The sequence below is a fragment of the Cohaesibacter marisflavi genome (assembly GCF_900115225.1).
GTDB classification, from domain to species: domain Bacteria; phylum Pseudomonadota; class Alphaproteobacteria; order Rhizobiales; family Cohaesibacteraceae; genus Cohaesibacter; species Cohaesibacter marisflavi.
This window is the reverse complement of the sequence record NZ_FOVR01000016.1, coordinates 1-16,609: the sequence shown is the minus strand read 5'-3', so window position 1 is coordinate 16,609 and position 16,609 is coordinate 1. Positions and strand designations below refer to the sequence as shown.

At 56.7% G+C, this 16,609-nt stretch carries 12 protein-coding genes and 1 riboswitch; of the genes, 3 read left to right on the top strand and 9 right to left on the bottom strand.

What is annotated here, in order from left to right; genetic code table 11:
* Nucleotides 1–33: 33 nt before the first annotated feature.
* Nucleotides 34–945 carry an AraC family transcriptional regulator gene (locus BM258_RS20995; RefSeq protein WP_090075273.1) on the top strand — a complete coding sequence of 304 codons (912 nt, stop codon included), beginning with the start codon at nt 34–36 and terminating at the stop codon, nt 943–945.
* Between the two features lie 69 nt (nt 946–1,014).
* Here the strand turns inward: BM258_RS20995 and BM258_RS20990 are convergent, their stop codons facing one another.
* The 4 genes from BM258_RS20990 to BM258_RS20975 all read right to left on the bottom strand — a co-directional run bounded on the left by BM258_RS20990 (nt 1,015) and on the right by BM258_RS20975 (nt 6,900).
* Entirely contained in the window at nt 1,015–4,170 is a 3,156-nt protein-coding gene (locus BM258_RS20990; protein WP_090075203.1) for an efflux RND transporter permease subunit, read from the bottom strand.
* Nucleotides 4,171–4,183: 13 nt separating this feature from the next.
* Nucleotides 4,184–5,428: an efflux RND transporter periplasmic adaptor subunit gene (locus tag BM258_RS20985; RefSeq protein ID WP_090075272.1), complete on the bottom strand. Its 1,245-nt coding sequence runs from the start codon at nt 5,426–5,428 to the stop codon at nt 4,184–4,186.
* A gap of 131 nt (nt 5,429–5,559) precedes the next feature.
* Nucleotides 5,560–6,108 carry a flavin reductase family protein gene (locus tag BM258_RS20980; RefSeq protein ID WP_090075202.1) on the bottom strand — a complete coding sequence of 183 codons (549 nt, stop codon included), beginning with the start codon at nt 6,106–6,108 and terminating at the stop codon, nt 5,560–5,562.
* A 189-nt stretch (nt 6,109–6,297) separates the two neighbouring features.
* Nucleotides 6,298–6,900 carry a superoxide dismutase gene (locus BM258_RS20975; protein ID WP_090075201.1) on the bottom strand — a complete coding sequence of 201 codons (603 nt, stop codon included), beginning with the start codon at nt 6,898–6,900 and terminating at the stop codon, nt 6,298–6,300.
* A 154-nt stretch (nt 6,901–7,054) separates the two neighbouring features.
* Here BM258_RS20975 and BM258_RS20970 point away from each other — a divergent pair, with 154 nt between their 5' ends.
* Nucleotides 7,055–7,663, top strand: a complete 609-nt coding sequence (locus tag BM258_RS20970; RefSeq protein ID WP_175528193.1) for a helix-turn-helix transcriptional regulator — start codon at nt 7,055–7,057, stop codon at nt 7,661–7,663.
* A 103-nt stretch (nt 7,664–7,766) separates the two neighbouring features.
* Here the strand turns inward: BM258_RS20970 and BM258_RS20965 are convergent, their stop codons facing one another.
* Together BM258_RS20965 and BM258_RS20960 are read right to left on the bottom strand one after the other, a co-directional pair.
* Nucleotides 7,767–9,602 carry an SLC13 family permease gene (locus BM258_RS20965; RefSeq protein WP_210186833.1) on the bottom strand — a complete coding sequence of 612 codons (1,836 nt, stop codon included), beginning with the start codon at nt 9,600–9,602 and terminating at the stop codon, nt 7,767–7,769.
* 380 nt (nt 9,603–9,982) lie between these two features.
* Nucleotides 9,983–10,189, bottom strand: a riboswitch (cobalamin riboswitch).
* A 135-nt stretch (nt 10,190–10,324) separates the two neighbouring features.
* Complete coding sequence (locus BM258_RS20960; protein ID WP_090075200.1) at nt 10,325–11,473, bottom strand: aminotransferase class V-fold PLP-dependent enzyme; 1,149 nt, start codon at nt 11,471–11,473, stop codon at nt 10,325–10,327.
* Between the two features lie 221 nt (nt 11,474–11,694).
* Between BM258_RS20960 and BM258_RS20955 the strand changes: the two genes are divergently transcribed.
* Nucleotides 11,695–13,047 carry an aminotransferase-like domain-containing protein gene (locus BM258_RS20955; protein WP_090075199.1) on the top strand — a complete coding sequence of 451 codons (1,353 nt, stop codon included), beginning with the start codon at nt 11,695–11,697 and terminating at the stop codon, nt 13,045–13,047.
* 120 nt (nt 13,048–13,167) lie between these two features.
* On the opposite strand, the gene rhaD is transcribed toward BM258_RS20955, so the two are convergent.
* The 3 genes from rhaD to BM258_RS20940 form a co-directional block, all read right to left on the bottom strand.
* Entirely contained in the window at nt 13,168–14,010 is an 843-nt protein-coding gene (rhaD, locus tag BM258_RS20950) for a rhamnulose-1-phosphate aldolase (RefSeq protein ID WP_090075198.1), read from the bottom strand.
* An 11-nt stretch (nt 14,011–14,021) separates the two neighbouring features.
* A complete protein-coding gene (locus tag BM258_RS20945) occupies nt 14,022–15,269 on the bottom strand; it encodes an L-rhamnose isomerase (protein ID WP_090075197.1) in 1,248 nt (415 codons plus the stop codon).
* Nucleotides 15,266–16,609: rhamnulokinase (locus BM258_RS20940; protein ID WP_090075196.1), on the bottom strand; the 1,344-nt coding region annotated here is incomplete at its 5' end. The genes BM258_RS20940 and BM258_RS20945, both read right to left, overlap by 4 nt.

Sequence of the window (16,609 nt, the reverse complement as noted above, 5' to 3'; positions counted from 1 at the left end):
GGCGGCTTGGGTTTTGAGCCGAAGGATGGATTGATGCCAAACCATCATGTACCAAGCGCAAGCATGCAGCCTCTCGCACAGATCATCGATCTTTGGACGGCAGAGGCGGAGAATGTTGACACCCCCATTCCCGGGCTTGGTTTTTTTCGGCGTCCTCTTCCAACGGAGCCTGATCTCTGTCTGGTGGAACCTGCTCTTCTGGTTGTCGTGCAGGGAGCCAAGCAGATGCTGGTTGGTGGGGTGCCCTATCGTTATGACCCTTCGCGCTTTCTGATCACGTCGCTCGAGATTCCGGGCCGTACCCAGATTATCGAAGCAAGTCCGGAGGCTCCTTGCCTCGGGTTGATCCTGACGCTTGATTTGCGTTTGCTGGCAGAAATGGTTGCGCAGAATATGATTGCGCCCTCGCAACGGCTCAAGGATCGCAGCAGTGTTGCTGTCGGAGAGTTGACGCCCAGGATCTTTGATCCTGTTGAGCGGCTGGTAGCATTGCTTGATGAGCCAGATGCAATTCCGGTTCTGGCACCTTTGATCAAGCAGGAACTCCATTACAGACTTCTGATGAGCGATCAGGGCATGCGCCTCTGGTCCTTTGCCGCTTCTGGCAGCCCAAATCATCGTATCATGACAGTTCTTAACTGGATGAAGCTGAATTACGCTGCGTCCATGCGGGTAGATGACCTCGCAGCCCGTGCGCAAATGAGCGGCTCGGCCTTTCACCAGCACTTTCGTGATCTGACCACGATGAGCCCGCTGCAATATCAAAAATGGCTGCGGCTGAATGAAGCGCGACAGCTGATGCTCAATAGTCGCCTTGATGCCGCGAGCGCCTCATTTGAGGTGGGCTATGAAAGCCCCTCCCAGTTCAGTCGCGAATATGCCCGCCTGTTCGGCCTGCCTCCCAAAAGCGATATCGAGCAGCTAAGGACGCATGGGGCTGTTTAGTCGATAAAATTCAGATCTTTGTGAGGCAGAGTATGATGGCCTATTGGTTCCAATAGGCCATCAATGCTGTTATTCAGCCGGTTGAGTGGCTGCTTCGGATGGTGTCTCCGTTTTCGGGCCAAGACGCTTGTAGGTTCCGGTCAGCTTCATCACGAAGACAAAAAAGACCGGAGCGAACAGCACGCCAAGGATCGTTGCCGAGATCATGCCTCCCACCACATTGATGCCGATGGCATTCTGGCTGGCGGCCGAGGGGCCGGTTGCCGTGGCCATGGGAACAACACCCATGGTGAAGGCCAGAGACGTCATCAGGATCGGACGGAAGCGGAGGCGACAGGCTTCGACGGTTGCCTCCAGCAGTCCTTTCCCTTCGCTGATGAGATCCTTTGCCACTTCGACAATCAGAATCGCGTTCTTTGCCGACAAGCCGACGATGGTGATCAGCCCCACGGTGAAGAAGACGTCGTTGGAAAGCCCTGTCAGAGTGACCGCAGCCACGGCGCCAATGGCGCCCATAGGCACGATCAGCATGACCGAGAAGGGGATCGACCAGCTTCCGTAAAGGCCTGCAAGGCAGAGGAAAACGAAGAGGATCGACAAGCCGATCAGGATTGGTGCCTGATTGCCGCTTTCAATTTCCTGCAGCGACTGGCCGGTCCACTGATAGCCAAAGCCGGACGGCAATTCAGAAGCCAGCCGTTGCATCTCTTCCAGAGCCTCACCGGAGGAATAACCCGGAGCGGCTTCGCCATTGATGCGGATGGTCGGGTATCCGTTATAGCCAACGATCTGAGACGGTCCAAACCCCCAATCCATTGATGCGAAAGAGGAGAGTGGGACCATACCACCCTGCACATTGCGCACATTGAGTTTCATGACTTCATCAATGCTGGCTCGGGTGGATGGCTCGGCCTGTACGATGACGCTTTGCATTCTTCCCTCGTTAGGGAAGTCGTTGACATAGCCAGAGCCAAGGGCAACCGAAATGGTGCGGTTGATCTCGCCAAAGGTGACACCGAAAGCGTTGGCCTTTTCGCGATCCACCTTGAGGTGTAGCTGCGGTCCGGGGGAGAGACCTTCAATATACATCTGACCAAGGATCGGGCTTTTTGCTCCAGCTGCCATGATCTGCCCGGCAGCTTCCTGAAGCGCGGCGTTGCCCTGGTTGGTTCGATCCTGAAGGCGGAAGGCAAAACCGGAGCCGGTGCCGAGCCCGGGGATTGGCGGTGGCGAAATGGCAAAGGCGAAGCTGTCTCTGAGCGAGAAGAGCATACCGGAAAACTGCCCAGCAAGCGCTCCAGCACTGAGATCGGGCCTTTCCCGCTCGGCCCAGTCCTTGAGGGTAATGAAGCTGATGGCCGAATTTGGCCCCTGTCCCGAGAAGGAAAAGCCCTGAACGGTCACGATATTGTCGACCGCTTCATGAGACAGGGCAAAACCCTCTGCGGCCTTGGTGATCTGCCGCATACGGAAGGAGGTGGCTTCAGGCGGTGATTGCATGCTTGCAATCAGATAGCCCTGATCTTCCTGAGGCAGGAAGGCGGATGGGATCTGGACATAGAACCAGCCAAGCCCCGCAACAAGAGCCGCATAGATGACCATCATTCGGCCTGCACGTCGGATTAAACCGCCCACCAGCCGTGAATATCCCTTAGATGCGCGGTCAAAGGTCCGGTTGAACCAGCCCGCAGGGCCTTTTCTGGCATGGCTGTGGCCCTTGGCAATCGGCTTGAGGAAGGTTGCACAGAGCGCCGGTGTCAGGGACAAGGCGAGGAACGCGGAAAAGAAGATCGATACCACCATGGTCAACGAGAATTGCTGATAGATGATGCCGACCGAGCCGGGAAAGAAGGCCAACGGCACAAAGACAGCCATAAGAGCCAGCGTGATGCCAATGATCGCACCGGAAATCTGGCCCATGGCCTTTTTCGCAGCTTCCTTGGGGGGGAGCCCTTCCTCTGACATGATGCGTTCCACATTCTCCACCACCACAATGGCGTCATCCACGAGAATGCCGATGGCAAGAATCATGGCGAACATGGTCAGCACGTTGATCGAATAGCCCGCTCCGAGCATTACCGCCAGCGTTCCGGCCAATGCGATGGGGACGACCAACATGGGGATCAGCGTGTAGCGAAAGCTTTGCAAGAAGACCAGCATGACGATGAAGACCAGCACGATAGCCTCAAGCAACGTATGCACCACCTTCTCGATGGAGGCGGAAACAAAGGGCGTCGTGTCATATGGCACTTCATAGCTGATGCCTTCCGGGAAACTTGGTTCCAGCTCCGCAAGCAATGTGCGCACCTGTTGCGCCGTCTCAAGAGCGTTGCCCGTGGGAGAAAGCTGAATGCCGATTTGGGCGGCGTCCTTGCCGTTGAGGAATGATTTGAAGGAGTAGAATTCCGCGTCGACTTCAACCCGGGCAACGTCGGAGAGGCGCACGAGTGCTCCGTCATCATGGGCACGCAGAACAATCTGCCCGAATTCCTCCGGTGTGCGTAACTGGCCTGTTACCAGAATGGTTGCCTGTGTCTGTTGTCCGTCCGGGGCCGGATCAACGCCGACGGAACCTGCGGCGACCTGAGCATTTTGCTCCGAGATAGCGGCCGTGATGTCCGTTACCGACAGATCGAGACCCACGAGCTTGGCCGGATCGATCCAGATCCGCATGGCGCGCTCTGCAGAGAAAAGCCGTGCCTTGCCTACGCCGGGCACCCGGCGGATTTCGTTGAGCACATTGCGAGTTGCATAATCCGCAATCGAAACGGCGTCATATCCGGATCCTTCCGCACCCACCATGGAAATGAACATCAGATAGCTAGAGCCGGCTTCCTCAACGAGCAAGCCTTCTTGCTGCACCCGAGGAGGGAGGGAAGACTCGACCCGTCTCAGGCGGTTCTGTGTGTCCACCACGGCTTGCGCCACGCTTGTTCCCGACGCGAAGGTTACCGTGATGGTGACTGCGCCGGTGGATTCAGAGGTCGATTCAAAGTAGATCATCCCGGGGACGCCGTTCAGCTCCTGCTCAATCGGCTGGGTGACCTGCAGATACAGATCTTCCGAGGATGCCCCTGCAAAGCGCGTGGAAATGGTCACCTGTGGCGGGGCCACATCCGGATATTGCGAAATCGGCAAGGAGGGAAGCGACAGCAATCCGGCGATGGTGATGAAGATGGCGATCACCCAGGCGAGAACCGGGTTATCAATAAAAAATCTGGCCATGTCGGGTCTCACTTCATCCGTTGTTGGGCAACGCATCAACGCGCTGTGTACAGGCTTCGGGCGGGGTGGCGTCCTGCTTTGCCGGATCAGTCCAGCAGACCGGAGCGACAGGCGCACCCGGGCCGATCTTCTGGAATCCGTCCACGATCACCATTTCGCCGCCTTGCAGACCACTGTCGATGAGGATGGAATTGCCCGTGGTACGTCCCGGCTTGACCGGGCGTGTTTCAACAATCCCGCTGTCATTGACCACCAGCACCTGCGCGTCTCCGGAAGCGGTGCGGCGCACTGCCTGTTGGGGCAGAAGGAGTGCGTCGTCCTGCGTTGCCTGTTCGACAGAAACGCGGACATACATGCCCGGCAGCAAGGTGCCTTCGGGATTGGGGAATTGTGCACGCAAGGTTACCTGACCACTTGAACGCTGAACGGTTGACTCGGCAAACAGCAGCTGGCCGGAATGGGGATAAAGAGACCCGTCGTCGAGATAGAGATCTACCTCGGCCGTTGCCGGAGCAACCTCATTGAGGGCCCCATCAGCAAGGGCTCTGCGCAAGCGGAGCAGCTCGGAAACGGGCTGCTGCATATCCGCGTAGACTACGTCGAGCTGCTGAATGGTTGTCAGGACCGCGCCTTGGGCCGCGACCAGAGCCCCTTCTGTTACCTGCGTACGTCCTGTACGCCCGGCGATTGGGGCGCGAATTTCCGTATAGCTGAGATTGACTTCAGCGGCGCGCAGCTGGGCCTGCGCCTCGGCCAGGCTGGCTTCGGCTTGCAGACGGTTTGTCTGGGCGGTTTCCAGATCAGCCGTGCTGGCGACATTGCGTTCCTTTAGCTGGACAAGTCGCTTTTCGGTCTGGCGGGTGTCTGCCAGAACGGCTTCCGCCCGGGCAACCGAAGCCTTGGCGGCTTCCACCGCGATTTCATAAGGCGCGGCATCGAGCCGGAAAAGCAGGTCTCCCGCTTCCACAAGGCTGCCCTGTTCGAAAATACGCTCTTCGACGATGCCGCCCGCACGGGCGCGCACTTCTGCAATGCGGGTTGCGCTGACACGGCCGGGCAGTTCGGAGGAGATAGCAACCTGATCGGGTTGCACCACCACGATACCAACGGGCATGGGAGGTCTGCCCTGCGCCTGTGCAGGGATCACCAGCATATGAAGGAGGGAAAACGCGCCCAGTACTGAGAGGATACCGCGTTTGAAAGCAGCGGCTGGAGACGAGACGTCGGGGGTCCGATATCGGATTGGAACTGTTGGCATGGTCAGCCTTCTCTGGGAAAGGCCGGTCATTCGGGCCAGTCCGTTTCAGGTTTTAAGGTGCAAAAAGAGTGAGATCCCATCATCATCAACAATGGACAATGGGGGGATGGCGTTCGCGCGAAATGCCGCGATCAGCCAAGAAAGACGGATGTATAGTGCCGTTTATGCCAGATGAGCGGGGGCAGGCTATTGTCCAGAATCATGCTACGGATGCGTCCGGCAAAGAGGCGATGGCCCGAGAGTTCGACTTCTGCGGTGACCTCACAATCGAATGCGGCAACTGCATCGAACAGGCAGGGCATGCCGCTGGACCATTGCGACCAGTTGCCATGATCAAAGCGCTTTTCTGGCACTTCCTTACCCGCAAAGGCATCCGCTGTTGCCTGCTGCTTTTCAGAAAGTTGCGCAAAGGAGAATTCCTTTTCTGCACTCATGATGTGGGCAAGAGACGCGTTTGAATCAATGGACACGAGGATCGTGGGAGGATCGATCGACAGAGAAAAGGCTGCCGTCACTGTGCGCCCTTGTCGGGCTTGCTCCTTGCCAGCGGTGACAACACAGACGGACGCGGCCAGTGCCGCCATGGCGCCACGGAACTCAGTGCTGGATATGCCGTCCCTCTGCTCGGTGTCGGGCAGCGGTGCATGGTGGGCGGTGTTTTCGCGGGAGAGAAAAGTCATTGTTTGTCTGCACCCTGTCTCGGTTCATTTAATTTGGAAGGAGGAGGAAATTGGGGCATCAGGCAAGGAAAAAGAGACCACGCCGCCTTGCAGCTGGCGTGGCTCATCTTGAATCTGGAAAAGCGGGTCAGTTGCTGTTTCCATTGCCCTCACGCCCCGAGCTGCGAGACGTGAAGGCAAATCATCACCTTAGCCAAGGTTTGCTTCGGCAAATTCGTAGTTTGCGAGTTTGTCGAGGAAGTTGGTTACATAGTCAGGGCGACGGTTGCGGAAGTCCACATAGTAGCTGTGCTCCCAAACGTCGAGGCTGAGAAGGGCTTTGCCTTCGCCGGTAGCCAGCGGGTTGACGCCGTTCGGGGTCTTGGTGACTGCGAGCGTGCCGTCTGCCTTCTGAACCAGCCATGCCCAACCGGACCCGAACTGGGTGGTTGCTGCGGTCTTGAAGTCTGCCTTGAACTGGTCAACGGAGCCGAATGCTTCGATCAGTTTGGCTTCCAGTTTGCCCGGAATGCCGCCACCATTCGGGGACAGGGCGTTCCAGAAGTGGATGTGGTTCCAGTGCTGACCAGCCTGGTTGAAGATGCCCTGGCGGGCGTCATTGCCATAGGTCAGAGCAATAATTTCTTCCAGAGATTTGCCCTGAAGATCTGCATTGGCGTCAACGAAGCCGTTGAGGGCCGTTACATAAGCCTGATGATGTTTGTCATGATGCAGCTCGAGGGTTTCCTGGCTCATGCCAGCTGCTGCGAGTGCGGAATGGGAATAAGGAAGAGCTGGAAGTTCAAATGCCATTGGTTTTCTCCTTTGGTCGGCCCGAGCTTGCGTTTTCGAGCGCGTTCTGATATTAAAACAAGTAACTACTTTGAAAAACAAATGGCCGAATATGTCAAGTAAAAACTTGGAAAAAAGAAAAAACTCCTCAGGATTAGCCGGTGAAAGGGTGTTGATGACCCTTAAGATGAACGGTGCCATGACGTCTGCCCAGATGGGGAAACGCCTGAAGACCACGGGAGAAGGGGCTCGGCAACATCTGATCAGATTGTCTGAAGAGGGGCTTGTTGCCGAAGAACGCCGCGTCGAGGGTCGCGGGCGCCCGTCGGTCTATTGGTCCCTAACGCAAAAAGGGCATGATCATTTCCCGGATTCGCATTCCGATTTGGCGGTTGATCTGCTGGATTCAATACAGACAACGCTGGGGCCAGAAGCGCTGGACAAGATTGTCTCCTTGCGCGGGGCTCGGGCTCAAGAGCGCTATCGCGCGGAGCTGGATCGGTGTTCTTCGCTGGCCGAGCGGGTTGAGCGGCTGGCTGAATTGCGTACGGCCGAAGGCTATATGTCGACGATGGAGGAGAGGGCGGACGGCAGCTTGCTGCTATATGAAAATCACTGCCCCATTTGTGCAGCTGCGCGTTTGTGTCGGGGCTTTTGCCGTTCCGAGCTGGAGGTGTTTCGCGCCTTGCTCGGGCCGGGCGTGGCTATCGAGCGCGTCGAGCATATCCTGAGTGATGCCCGCCGATGTGCCTATCATATCACCGAGCAGAAGCTTGAGGCATGAGGGTCGTTTTTGGCTGCGATATGTCCAGCCTGTTCTTGAGGCTAAAGGTACATTTTAAAAGGCCGGTTTGTTTGAAACCGGCCTCTTTTTTTGTTTGATGCCATCAGAATGGCAGGAAAACAGGAATAATAAACGCCGACAGAATGATGGACAGGATCTGCAAAGGCACGCCAATGCGGACATAATCCATAAAGCGATAATTTCCGGGCCCCATCACAAGTGTGTTGATGGGGGAGGCGACCGGAGTACAAAAGGCTGTTGAAGCGGCAATGGCCACACTCATCAGCATCGGTTCTGGCCGTACGCCCATGATACCGGCAACCTGAAAGGCGACTGGTGCAATCAGCACGGCGGTGGCTGTGTTGGAGGTGAACTGACTGAAGATTGAAGTGAGCAGGAAGAGGGCGATCAGCATAATATAGGGGGAACGATCACCCGTGAGCGCCACGATGCTATCCACAATCAGCGCCAATCCGCCCGTCTTGTCCAAGGCGGCCGCCATGGGGATCATGCCCGCAATGAGCACCAGACTGGGCCAATTGATGGACTCATAGGCACGCTTTGGCGAAAGGCAGCCGGAGCAGACCATGGCGGTTGCTGCCAGAACCACAGCTGTCACGCTCGGCACGATACGGAAAATGATGAGCGCAAGCATGATGGCCAGAATACCAAGCGCCATCGGCGCGAATTTTCGCCGTGGCAGGTAGCTTTCCATTTCCTCGGGAAAAGACAGGAGCAGAAAGTTTTCCCGATAGGTCCGCATTTCCCTGATCCGCCCCCAGTCACCCACGACGAGTAACTGGTCGCCAAATTCCAGCTCCGTTTTGCCGAAACTGTCATGTAGGGGTTTGCCTCGGCGCATGGCTCCAACAACACTCAAGCCGTGTTTCAAGCGAAAGCCAGCTTCCAGAATGGTTTGACCGACAAGGTTGGATTCCTGCGGAATGACCAAATCGGCCATGCCGAGTTCGCGCGCTGAAAGGTGATAGTCATGTTCCCCCAGGGGCGTTATTTTTACTCCCAGAAAGGCGGCCTCTTCCTCGGATAGTGGCGCATCGACAACGCCGAACAGGACATCGTCTGCCTCAAAGGTCGTTTCCGTATCCACCGAGATCACTTCAGGCTTGTCGCCTTTTTCGCCTCTGCGCTCCAGTGCAAATAGTGTGATGCCAACGGCGCTGCGCAGTCTGGCACTGACCACGGTTTCTCCCACCAGCTTTGACTCGGCATTGACGGTGAGGCGAACAATCTTGTCCTCGATATCGTAAGTCCTCAGCAGGCTTTGCAGTGTCCGTCGACCCTTGTTGGTCACATGTTCGCCACTGGCTTTTCTGGGAAGCAGAAACCGGCCGTAGATGAGCATATGTATGATGGCCATTGCCAGCATGATGAGGCCGATGGGGGTGAAGATGAAGAAGTTGAACGGCTCCATACCAGCCTTTTGCAACTCCGCATTGGCCACAAGGTTGGGAGGCGTGCCGATCAGCGTTAGCATACCGCCGATGAGGGCGCCATAGGCCAGTGGCAAAAGCAGGCGGGAAGGCGAGATGGCTGCCCGGTTGGCCAGACGAATGGCAATCGGAATGAAGATAGCGCCCGAGCCGGTAACGCTCATGACCGACGCCAGCGCAGCAACAGCCAGCATGAGCAGTGTGATCAGTTTCCATTCCTTGTCGCCGGCAATCTGAACGATCTTGTCGCCCACGGCATAGGAGATGCCGGTTTGGGCCAACGCCTCGCCGACAATGAACAAGCCGGCGATCAGAATGACCACGGTGGAGCCGAAGCCGGAAAGCATTTCCGAAGGGGTAAGAACGCCGCTCAGGCCAAGAGACAGCATGACGATGATGGCGACAAGATCCAGTCGTAGCTTGTCGGCAAGGAAAAGAACCACCGCGACGCCGAGCACGATGAAGGTGAAAATCATATCCCAGGGCATAAATTACTTCCTGTTGGATGAGGCAAAGAACTGACAAGGACAGCGCATTTAAGGGAGCAAAGGGACAAAATGTCTGCTCCCTGCAATGGCAAATACCTGCAAGTCGGCCCGCTTTCTAAAAATGGGTTACAGGTGGGTGCTCACGCGCAGCTCTGGAAATGGACCAACGAAACGGTCTGAATGATCGGTTTTCAATTGGTGGTACCACTTTCGGCCTGGGGTCTTTGGGGGAGAGTTTGTGGCATCAAGCATAATCCCGTGCTCCTTTTGCGACAGGGCTCAAGGAGGTGGGAATGGAACGGTCAATGTGGCTCGCCTTCTCAGCAAGCGGAAGCAACAGATCTGCCATGCTACCCTCTACCAGGACGCCCCGCCCGGGTTGGTTGAAACAGTGATCGGCAGGTCTCCTGGCTCGCGGGTCGTCATACTCTCCCACCTTCCCGGATCCTTCCTGATCCAGTGGTATCATGGGGAATACTCGTCGCTTACAGTTGCGGGGACAGCTCCGGATTTATGGCCGATGAAAACCGGTCACGCACCGGATTCCCTTTTCATTCCATAAGGAAACCGATAAGTGCCATTCTCTCCATCTAAAGTCTAATGTCAACGGAAGTTCGTTCACGTGTGCGAGAGGCGCACAGATTTAGAGCGCCTTTCCTGAGTTTTCAGCGCATCAAGTGCCACTGGTCTTGATGTTCGGTGCGTGCCTTCTGGCTGGTCGCTTAAGGGCACAGCGTTTTGATTGCGTCGGCAAGTTGCTCAAGATCGCTTTCTGTGACATGCAGATGCGGAGCGAAGCGCAAGGCATTGCCCCGACGACTGATATAGATCTTTCTGGCGGCCAAATCTGCGGTGATGCTGGGCGAGAGGGCTTTTTCTGAGGAGGCGCCCAGAATATGCGGGCTACGGAAGGCTTCCGGCACGGGCTGAAACCCGACCGGTTCCAGCAATTGGGCAATGCGCTCATTGATACTGCGAAGAGAGGTGGCGATCGTCTCTATGCCCCAATCTCCCAATTGGCGCAGGCCGATAAGGCCCGCCGGCAGTAGGGTCGGAATGGATTTCTGTCCCATGTCAAAGCGACGGGCGCCCGGTTGGTACTGATCGGTGTAGTTGACCAGATTCTCGAATGCCTCGGCCCCATCACGTCCCAGCCATGTTTCCTCCAAAGGGCGTGCGTGGTGCCATTGGGGAGCGGCGTAAAACAGGCTGAGGCCATAGGGAAAGAGCAACCATTTGTAGCCCGCGGCGATCATGAAATCCGGTCGGACCCTGTCAAGATCCAACGGCACGGCACCTAAAGACTGGGTAACCTCGAGAACGAGGGAGGCGCCAACTGACCGGGTGGCATCGGCGATGGCTTCCAGATCCAGAATGGCACCATTGGTCCAGTGGCAATTGGGCACAGCGACCAGCTTTGTCTTGGTGGTGATCCTGTCAAGAACCGTGCGGGTCCAGTCCAGATCTTGTGGCGTTGGGGCAATGATCAGTTTTGCCCCGGTTGTCTCGCTTGCGCGCAACCATGGCAGATAGTTGGAAGGAAATGCTTCGTCGAGACCTAGAATTTCGTCGCCTTTGGACAGAATGGTTTCAAAAATCCGCCCAACGGCTGATGTGCCATAGCTAGCGGAAGGGATTACGGCGTAACAATCAGCATCTCCACCAAAGGCTTGCGCGGCCAGTCGCCGGAATTCCTCTGCCGGCTCGAAAAAGTCAGACGGCGTGCGGTTCCAGGGATGGCATTTTGATAAGGCGCCCTCAGTGAGCGCGGCGCCAGCTTCGCGCAGAAGCGGCGCGTTGTAGGCGCAATTGAAATAGGCAATGTCTTGCGGAATATCGAAAAGATGTCTTTGGGTCGGAAGGAGTTTCATGGTGGTTGCCTCATGCAGAAATGGCAGACATGGATCAGTCTGATTTGCTACAATTTGTAAATTGTCATGAGATGGTCGAGCAACGGACAGAATGTATATAAGACAATTATTAGTATAACTTACCAGTGCAGTTCGTCTGGGACTTCCAGGCTAAATTATAATTGTGATACAATGTGAAATTGTATCAAGTGATTAGCTGAGAATGCTTCCGGACGGGTGCCATGCGAACCAAGTTTCGAAAAGTTGTTGCTGAATTGGCTCAGGATATACAGACAGGCAAACTGGTGCCGGGCGATAGGTTGCCCACCCATCGAGAGCTTGCCTACCGCTTTGGCTTGTCTCAGGGTACGGCAACACGTGTGTTTGCCAAATTGGAAGCGATGGGGCTGACCGTGGGGGAAGTCGGGCGTGGCACATTCGTGCGCATGAAGGGCGAAGGGCGGGCGGTAGATTTCGCCTTGGCCGATCCGGATCAATCTATCGTGGATTTTAGTCTTAACCGCTTCATCCTACCCGAGCAGGACGCGCTATTCGCTGACTCTGTTGCCAGAGTGCTGGCCGACAAGGGCTGTGATAGTCTTGATTATCGAAACAGCGTTGGAGCGGAATATGATCGCTGCCGGATCGCTGATTGGCTTAATGATGATCGGGAGGGAGCTCCGTTTGATCTTGCGCAGTTGACCATCTGTTCCGGGGGACAGCATGCGCTGATGCTGGCGCTGATGAGTGCCTGTCACGCGGGGCAGGCGGTCGCCGTGGAAGACTATACCTATCCGGTCGTTCGGCTTGCGTGCGAAATGCTTCACCTCGATGTGGTCACTGTCGAGAGTGACGAAGATGGCATTTGCCCCGCATCGCTTGATGCGGTTTGTGACGACGAAAGCGTGCGGATGCTGTTCACCATGCCGAATGTTCAGAACCCGACGTCGGTTACGATGTCCGTCAAACGGCGCCATGCGATTGCGGACGTCCTGAAAAGACGCAATATTCTGGCTCTGGAAGATGATGCCTATGGGTTCCTGCTGGAGCAGCCGCCAGTGTCTCTCAGCGACCTCGCGCCTGATCATGTCTTTTATAGCCGGACATTGTCAAAGAGCTGGGCTCCGGGATTGCGCATCTGTTATCTGGTGGCACCAACAGCCTTTTCAAGGCAGATCGACAAAGCGCAGAGGGCAACTGTCTGGATGAGCACACCCTTGATGGTTTCCGTTGCGACCGATCTGGTCGCAACAGGCCATTATGAAGCGGTTGTCAGTCTGAAGCGGCGCGAGATTGCCAAGCGGCAAAAAATCGTCCGACGTGTGTTGGGTGGATTTGACCTGATAACGGACCCTTGCAGCATGCATGTGATGCTCAATTTGCCCTCGGGCATTCGCACGGGCGAATTTCTGGCTGCGTTGAAAGAGAGGAATGTGGTTGCTTCGCCCCTCAGGCAGTTTGTCGCCAGCCGAGATTTTGTAAAAGTCCCTGAAGGCATTCGCCTTTGCATAGGCTCGCCATCCAACCGCAAGAGTCTGGAAGAGGCACTCGTTTGCGTTCAGAAGGCGCTCAAGTCTTTTAACGCTGGGCCCTGATGCAATGGTTTATTCGCTCTGGACGTGGGGATGACGTGGTTTCATTCAGGGTATTTATGTTTTTCAATGCATGAAAGAGGCCCTTGGTTTTCCTCCCGAGAGGGCCTCTTTCGTTGCCTTTTAATCGTCCAGGAAGTCGGGTTTCTGGACGAGCAGTTTTTCGAAATAGTCGGTGAGTTGGCCGAGCAGTTCTTTCGAGATTGTTTGTTTTTCGCCACCGGCGGACAGCACCTTGCGGTGGATGCCTGCGGCTTTCTCGATGGTTTCGATCAGCCCGAAGACGGAATCCGGTGTGGCTTCGGAGGCGAAAATGCCGTGGTGCGACCAGGAAATGATGCGCCCCTTTTCCATTTCCTTGATGGAGGCATCTGCGATCTGTGTGGTGCCGGGCAGCATGGGGGGAACGATGCGCACGCCATCGGGGAAGATCACGATGCATTCGGGCATCTTGGTCCAGAGCGCCATCGTCAACTCCTTGCTATCAAGGGGCAGGATGTAGCTGAGGGCAATGAATTCGGGGGCATGGCAATGCATGATGATCCGCTCGCGGCCTTCAGAGACGCGCTTGCGGACCGCATGGCCAGCCAGATGGGTGGCAAATTCCGAGGTTGGGCGTCCGCCATTGCTAAAGCCCCAGACGGTCTGATAGGCAGAGCCGCCCTCAACGATGCGGACGATGCCGAAGACCTGATCGGGAAACTCCGTGGCGTGGCGGAAATATTGCCCCGTGCCTGTGACGATGAAATAGTCCCCATCGAGGGTCGGCTGCGGCTGGGGCAGTGTGACGGGGGCAGCGGGTGTCACGTTCGGGTAGCGGCGTGCGAGCACGCTTTCCACTTCATCGGTTGGCAGACGCCATGAAATATTGCCACCGTTGGCTTCATTCCATCCCATTTCCCAGCAAAGGCGCGCCAGAGAGGCGACCTGTTGCACAAAGGGGATCGGGTGCGAAAATACTGTCATGCTTTTAATCCTTATCCGCGGGGGGCCACACTGGCCTGATAGCTGTTGAGGTCGGCGATGAGCGCCTTGCCAGTTGGAACATTGTTGCGCGCGCAGAATTCATCCCAGATCACGCCATAAGGCAGATCCTTGAGTTCTTCGGTCATCAGGAAGCGTTGGGTGAAGTCGAGTTTTTCCTCGATCGACTTCAGCTCGGCCTGTGGCATGAGCAGGGCACGCAGCAGAGCTTTCTGCATGTTGCGTGTGCCGATCACCCATGAGGATGTGCGGGCGATGGTCGCATCGAAGAAATCCAGCCCGATATGGGTGCGTGGCAGCAGGTTGCCGAAGACCAGTTCCTGCGCCATGGCCAGAATATCGTCGTTGAGCAGGATCACATGGTCGCTATCCCAGCGCATCGGGCGGCTGACATGCAGCAGGATTTCCTTGACCGACTGGGAGACGGAGGACAGCTTGTCTGCCACATTCTCGGTCGGGTGGAAATGGCCCATATCAAGGCACAGGAGTGTGCCCTTGCGGATGGCATAGCCCATGTAGAATTCATGGCTGCCCACGGTGCAGGCTTCCACCCCGATGCCGAACAGTTTGGCTTCCACGGCATCGAGCATATGGGCGGCATCATAGGGCTGTGCGATCATCTCGTCGATGGCGCTTTCCAGACGTTCGCGGGCGGCCAGCCGGTCAATCGGTGTATCTTTGTAGCCATCGGGCACCCAGATATTGTTGACGCAAGGGCTGCCCAGCTCTTCGCCGAATTTGGCAGCAATGGCACGGCAGCATTGACCATGGCGAATCCAGAAGTTGCGGATGTCCTTGTCCGGATGCGAAAGGGTCAGATTCTCATCCACCTTGGGGTGGCCAAAGAAGGTCGGGTTGAAGTCGAGCCCGAGGCCGTTGTCCTTTGCCCAATCGACCCAACTGGCAAAATGGTGATAGTCCAGTTCGTCCCGGGCCGGCGTCTCGTCTGTGTCGAGATAGCTTGCATGCAGATTGAGGCGATGCTTGCCCGGGATCTTGCCATAGGCAAATTCGAGATCGGCGCGCAGCTCTGCTGCTGTGCGGGCGCGTCCGGGATAGTTGCCGGTGATCTGGATGCCACCGGCGCTGCCGCCTTCGCTTTGCTCAAAGCCGACAACATCATCGCCCTGCCAGCAATGCATGGAGATGGGAATATCGGCCAGCTGTTTGATGGCAGCATCGGCATCTACGCCCCATTCCGCAAAAGCGTCGCGGGCGGCATCATAATTTAGGCGGGTCATTTGGCCAGTTCCTTTTCTTTGTGAAATAGCATGTGATAACGCTGGCGAATGCATGTCTGCTTGCGGGAGGTATGCGGCTGATATTGGGGCAGGTCTTCGCTGTTGCGAATGATCCGCCGCCCTTCATCAAGATCCGCAATCCAGCCAAGGCCGATCATCTGCACCACGGCGTTGCCCAGAGCGGATGCCTCAAACGGCCCGGCGATCACCGGACTGCCGAGGAAATCGGCGGTCAGCTGGCAAAGCAGGCCATTGCGGGCACCGCCGCCAACGATATGCAGCTCTGAGATCGTTTTCCCCTTGGAGAAGTCCATGAGTACGTCGGCGAAATTGAGCGCCAGGCTTTCGAAAATGCAGCGGGCCAGCTCGCCCCGGCTCTGCGGCACGGGTTGGCCCGTCTCCCGGCAGGCTGTCTGTATGGTCTGGACCATGGAGGCTGCGCGGAAATAGCGATCGGCCATGGGATCGATGAGGGATCGTCCCGGTTCGGCTTGTTCGGCGTCGGCGACCCAGTCGGCAAAATCGCTGTCAGGGGCCAGTTCTTCGCGCACCCGCTGGATCAGCCAAAGGCCGGACACATTGCGCAGCTGGCGATAGGTGTCAAACACGCCGCCCTCATTGGAGAGGCCATGGCGGAAGGCATAGTCGGAGAGATCGGGCACCTGCGCCTCGCGGCCCACCAGCGCCCATGTGCCCATGGATATAAAATAGGGCTCTGGCGTCAGGGAGGGCAGGGCGGCAACGGCGGAGGCCGTGTCATGGGTGCCGCACAGAACGACGTTCGGGGCCTGGTCTGCGCCCTCGCCAAGGCCCCATTCAGAGCACCAGTCCGGTTTGAGCGGTCCGAGGATATCGCCAGCATTGCGAATGCGCGGCATCACTTTGGGGGGCATGGCGACTTGCTGAAGGAGATCCGGATCCCAGCTTTTGTCATGCACGCTGAGCATCTGGGTGGTGGTGGCATTGGTATATTCGCTGGACCAGATGCCGCTCAGCTGGAAATGGATCCAGTCGGGCAGCAGCATGAAGCGGTCGAGCCGGCTGTAGCTTTCCAGCGGATGATCCTTGAGGGCATAAAGCTGATAGAGACTGTTGAGTTCCAGCGACTGGATGCCGGTCTTCTCGAACAGCTCATGGGCGCTGATCCTGCTTCTGCGATAGAAATCGGGCATGATGCCTTCGGTGCGGGCATCTCGATAGCTTACAAAGGGCAACAAGGCCGCTCCATCCTCATCCACGGGCACGAAGTCCACGGCCCAGCTATCGACGCCGATGGAGGCGATGGTCGGATCTGAGGCGAAGGCCTTACCAATGCCTTGCCGGATGCCACCCCAGAGATA

Excerpts from the sequence above, each read along its gene's own strand:
- BM258_RS20995 (WP_090075273.1), top strand. The coding sequence starts at position 34 with ATGCCAAACCATCATGTACCAAGCGCAAGCATGCAGCCTCTCGCACAG.
- BM258_RS20990 (WP_090075203.1), bottom strand. The coding sequence starts at position 4,170 with ATGGCCAGATTTTTTATTGATAACCCGGTTCTCGCCTGGGTGATCGCC.
- BM258_RS20985 (WP_090075272.1), bottom strand. The coding sequence starts at position 5,428 with ATGCCAACAGTTCCAATCCGATATCGGACCCCCGACGTCTCGTCTCCA.
- BM258_RS20980 (WP_090075202.1), bottom strand. The coding sequence starts at position 6,108 with ATGACTTTTCTCTCCCGCGAAAACACCGCCCACCATGCACCGCTGCCC.
- BM258_RS20975 (WP_090075201.1), bottom strand. The coding sequence starts at position 6,900 with ATGGCATTTGAACTTCCAGCTCTTCCTTATTCCCATTCCGCACTCGCA.
- BM258_RS20970 (WP_175528193.1), top strand. The coding sequence starts at position 7,055 with ATGACCCTTAAGATGAACGGTGCCATGACGTCTGCCCAGATGGGGAAA.
- BM258_RS20965 (WP_210186833.1), bottom strand. The coding sequence starts at position 9,602 with ATGCCCTGGGATATGATTTTCACCTTCATCGTGCTCGGCGTCGCGGTG.
- BM258_RS20960 (WP_090075200.1), bottom strand. The coding sequence starts at position 11,473 with ATGAAACTCCTTCCGACCCAAAGACATCTTTTCGATATTCCGCAAGAC.
- BM258_RS20955 (WP_090075199.1), top strand. The coding sequence starts at position 11,695 with ATGCGAACCAAGTTTCGAAAAGTTGTTGCTGAATTGGCTCAGGATATA.
- rhaD (WP_090075198.1), bottom strand. The coding sequence starts at position 14,010 with ATGACAGTATTTTCGCACCCGATCCCCTTTGTGCAACAGGTCGCCTCT.
- BM258_RS20945 (WP_090075197.1), bottom strand. The coding sequence starts at position 15,269 with ATGACCCGCCTAAATTATGATGCCGCCCGCGACGCTTTTGCGGAATGG.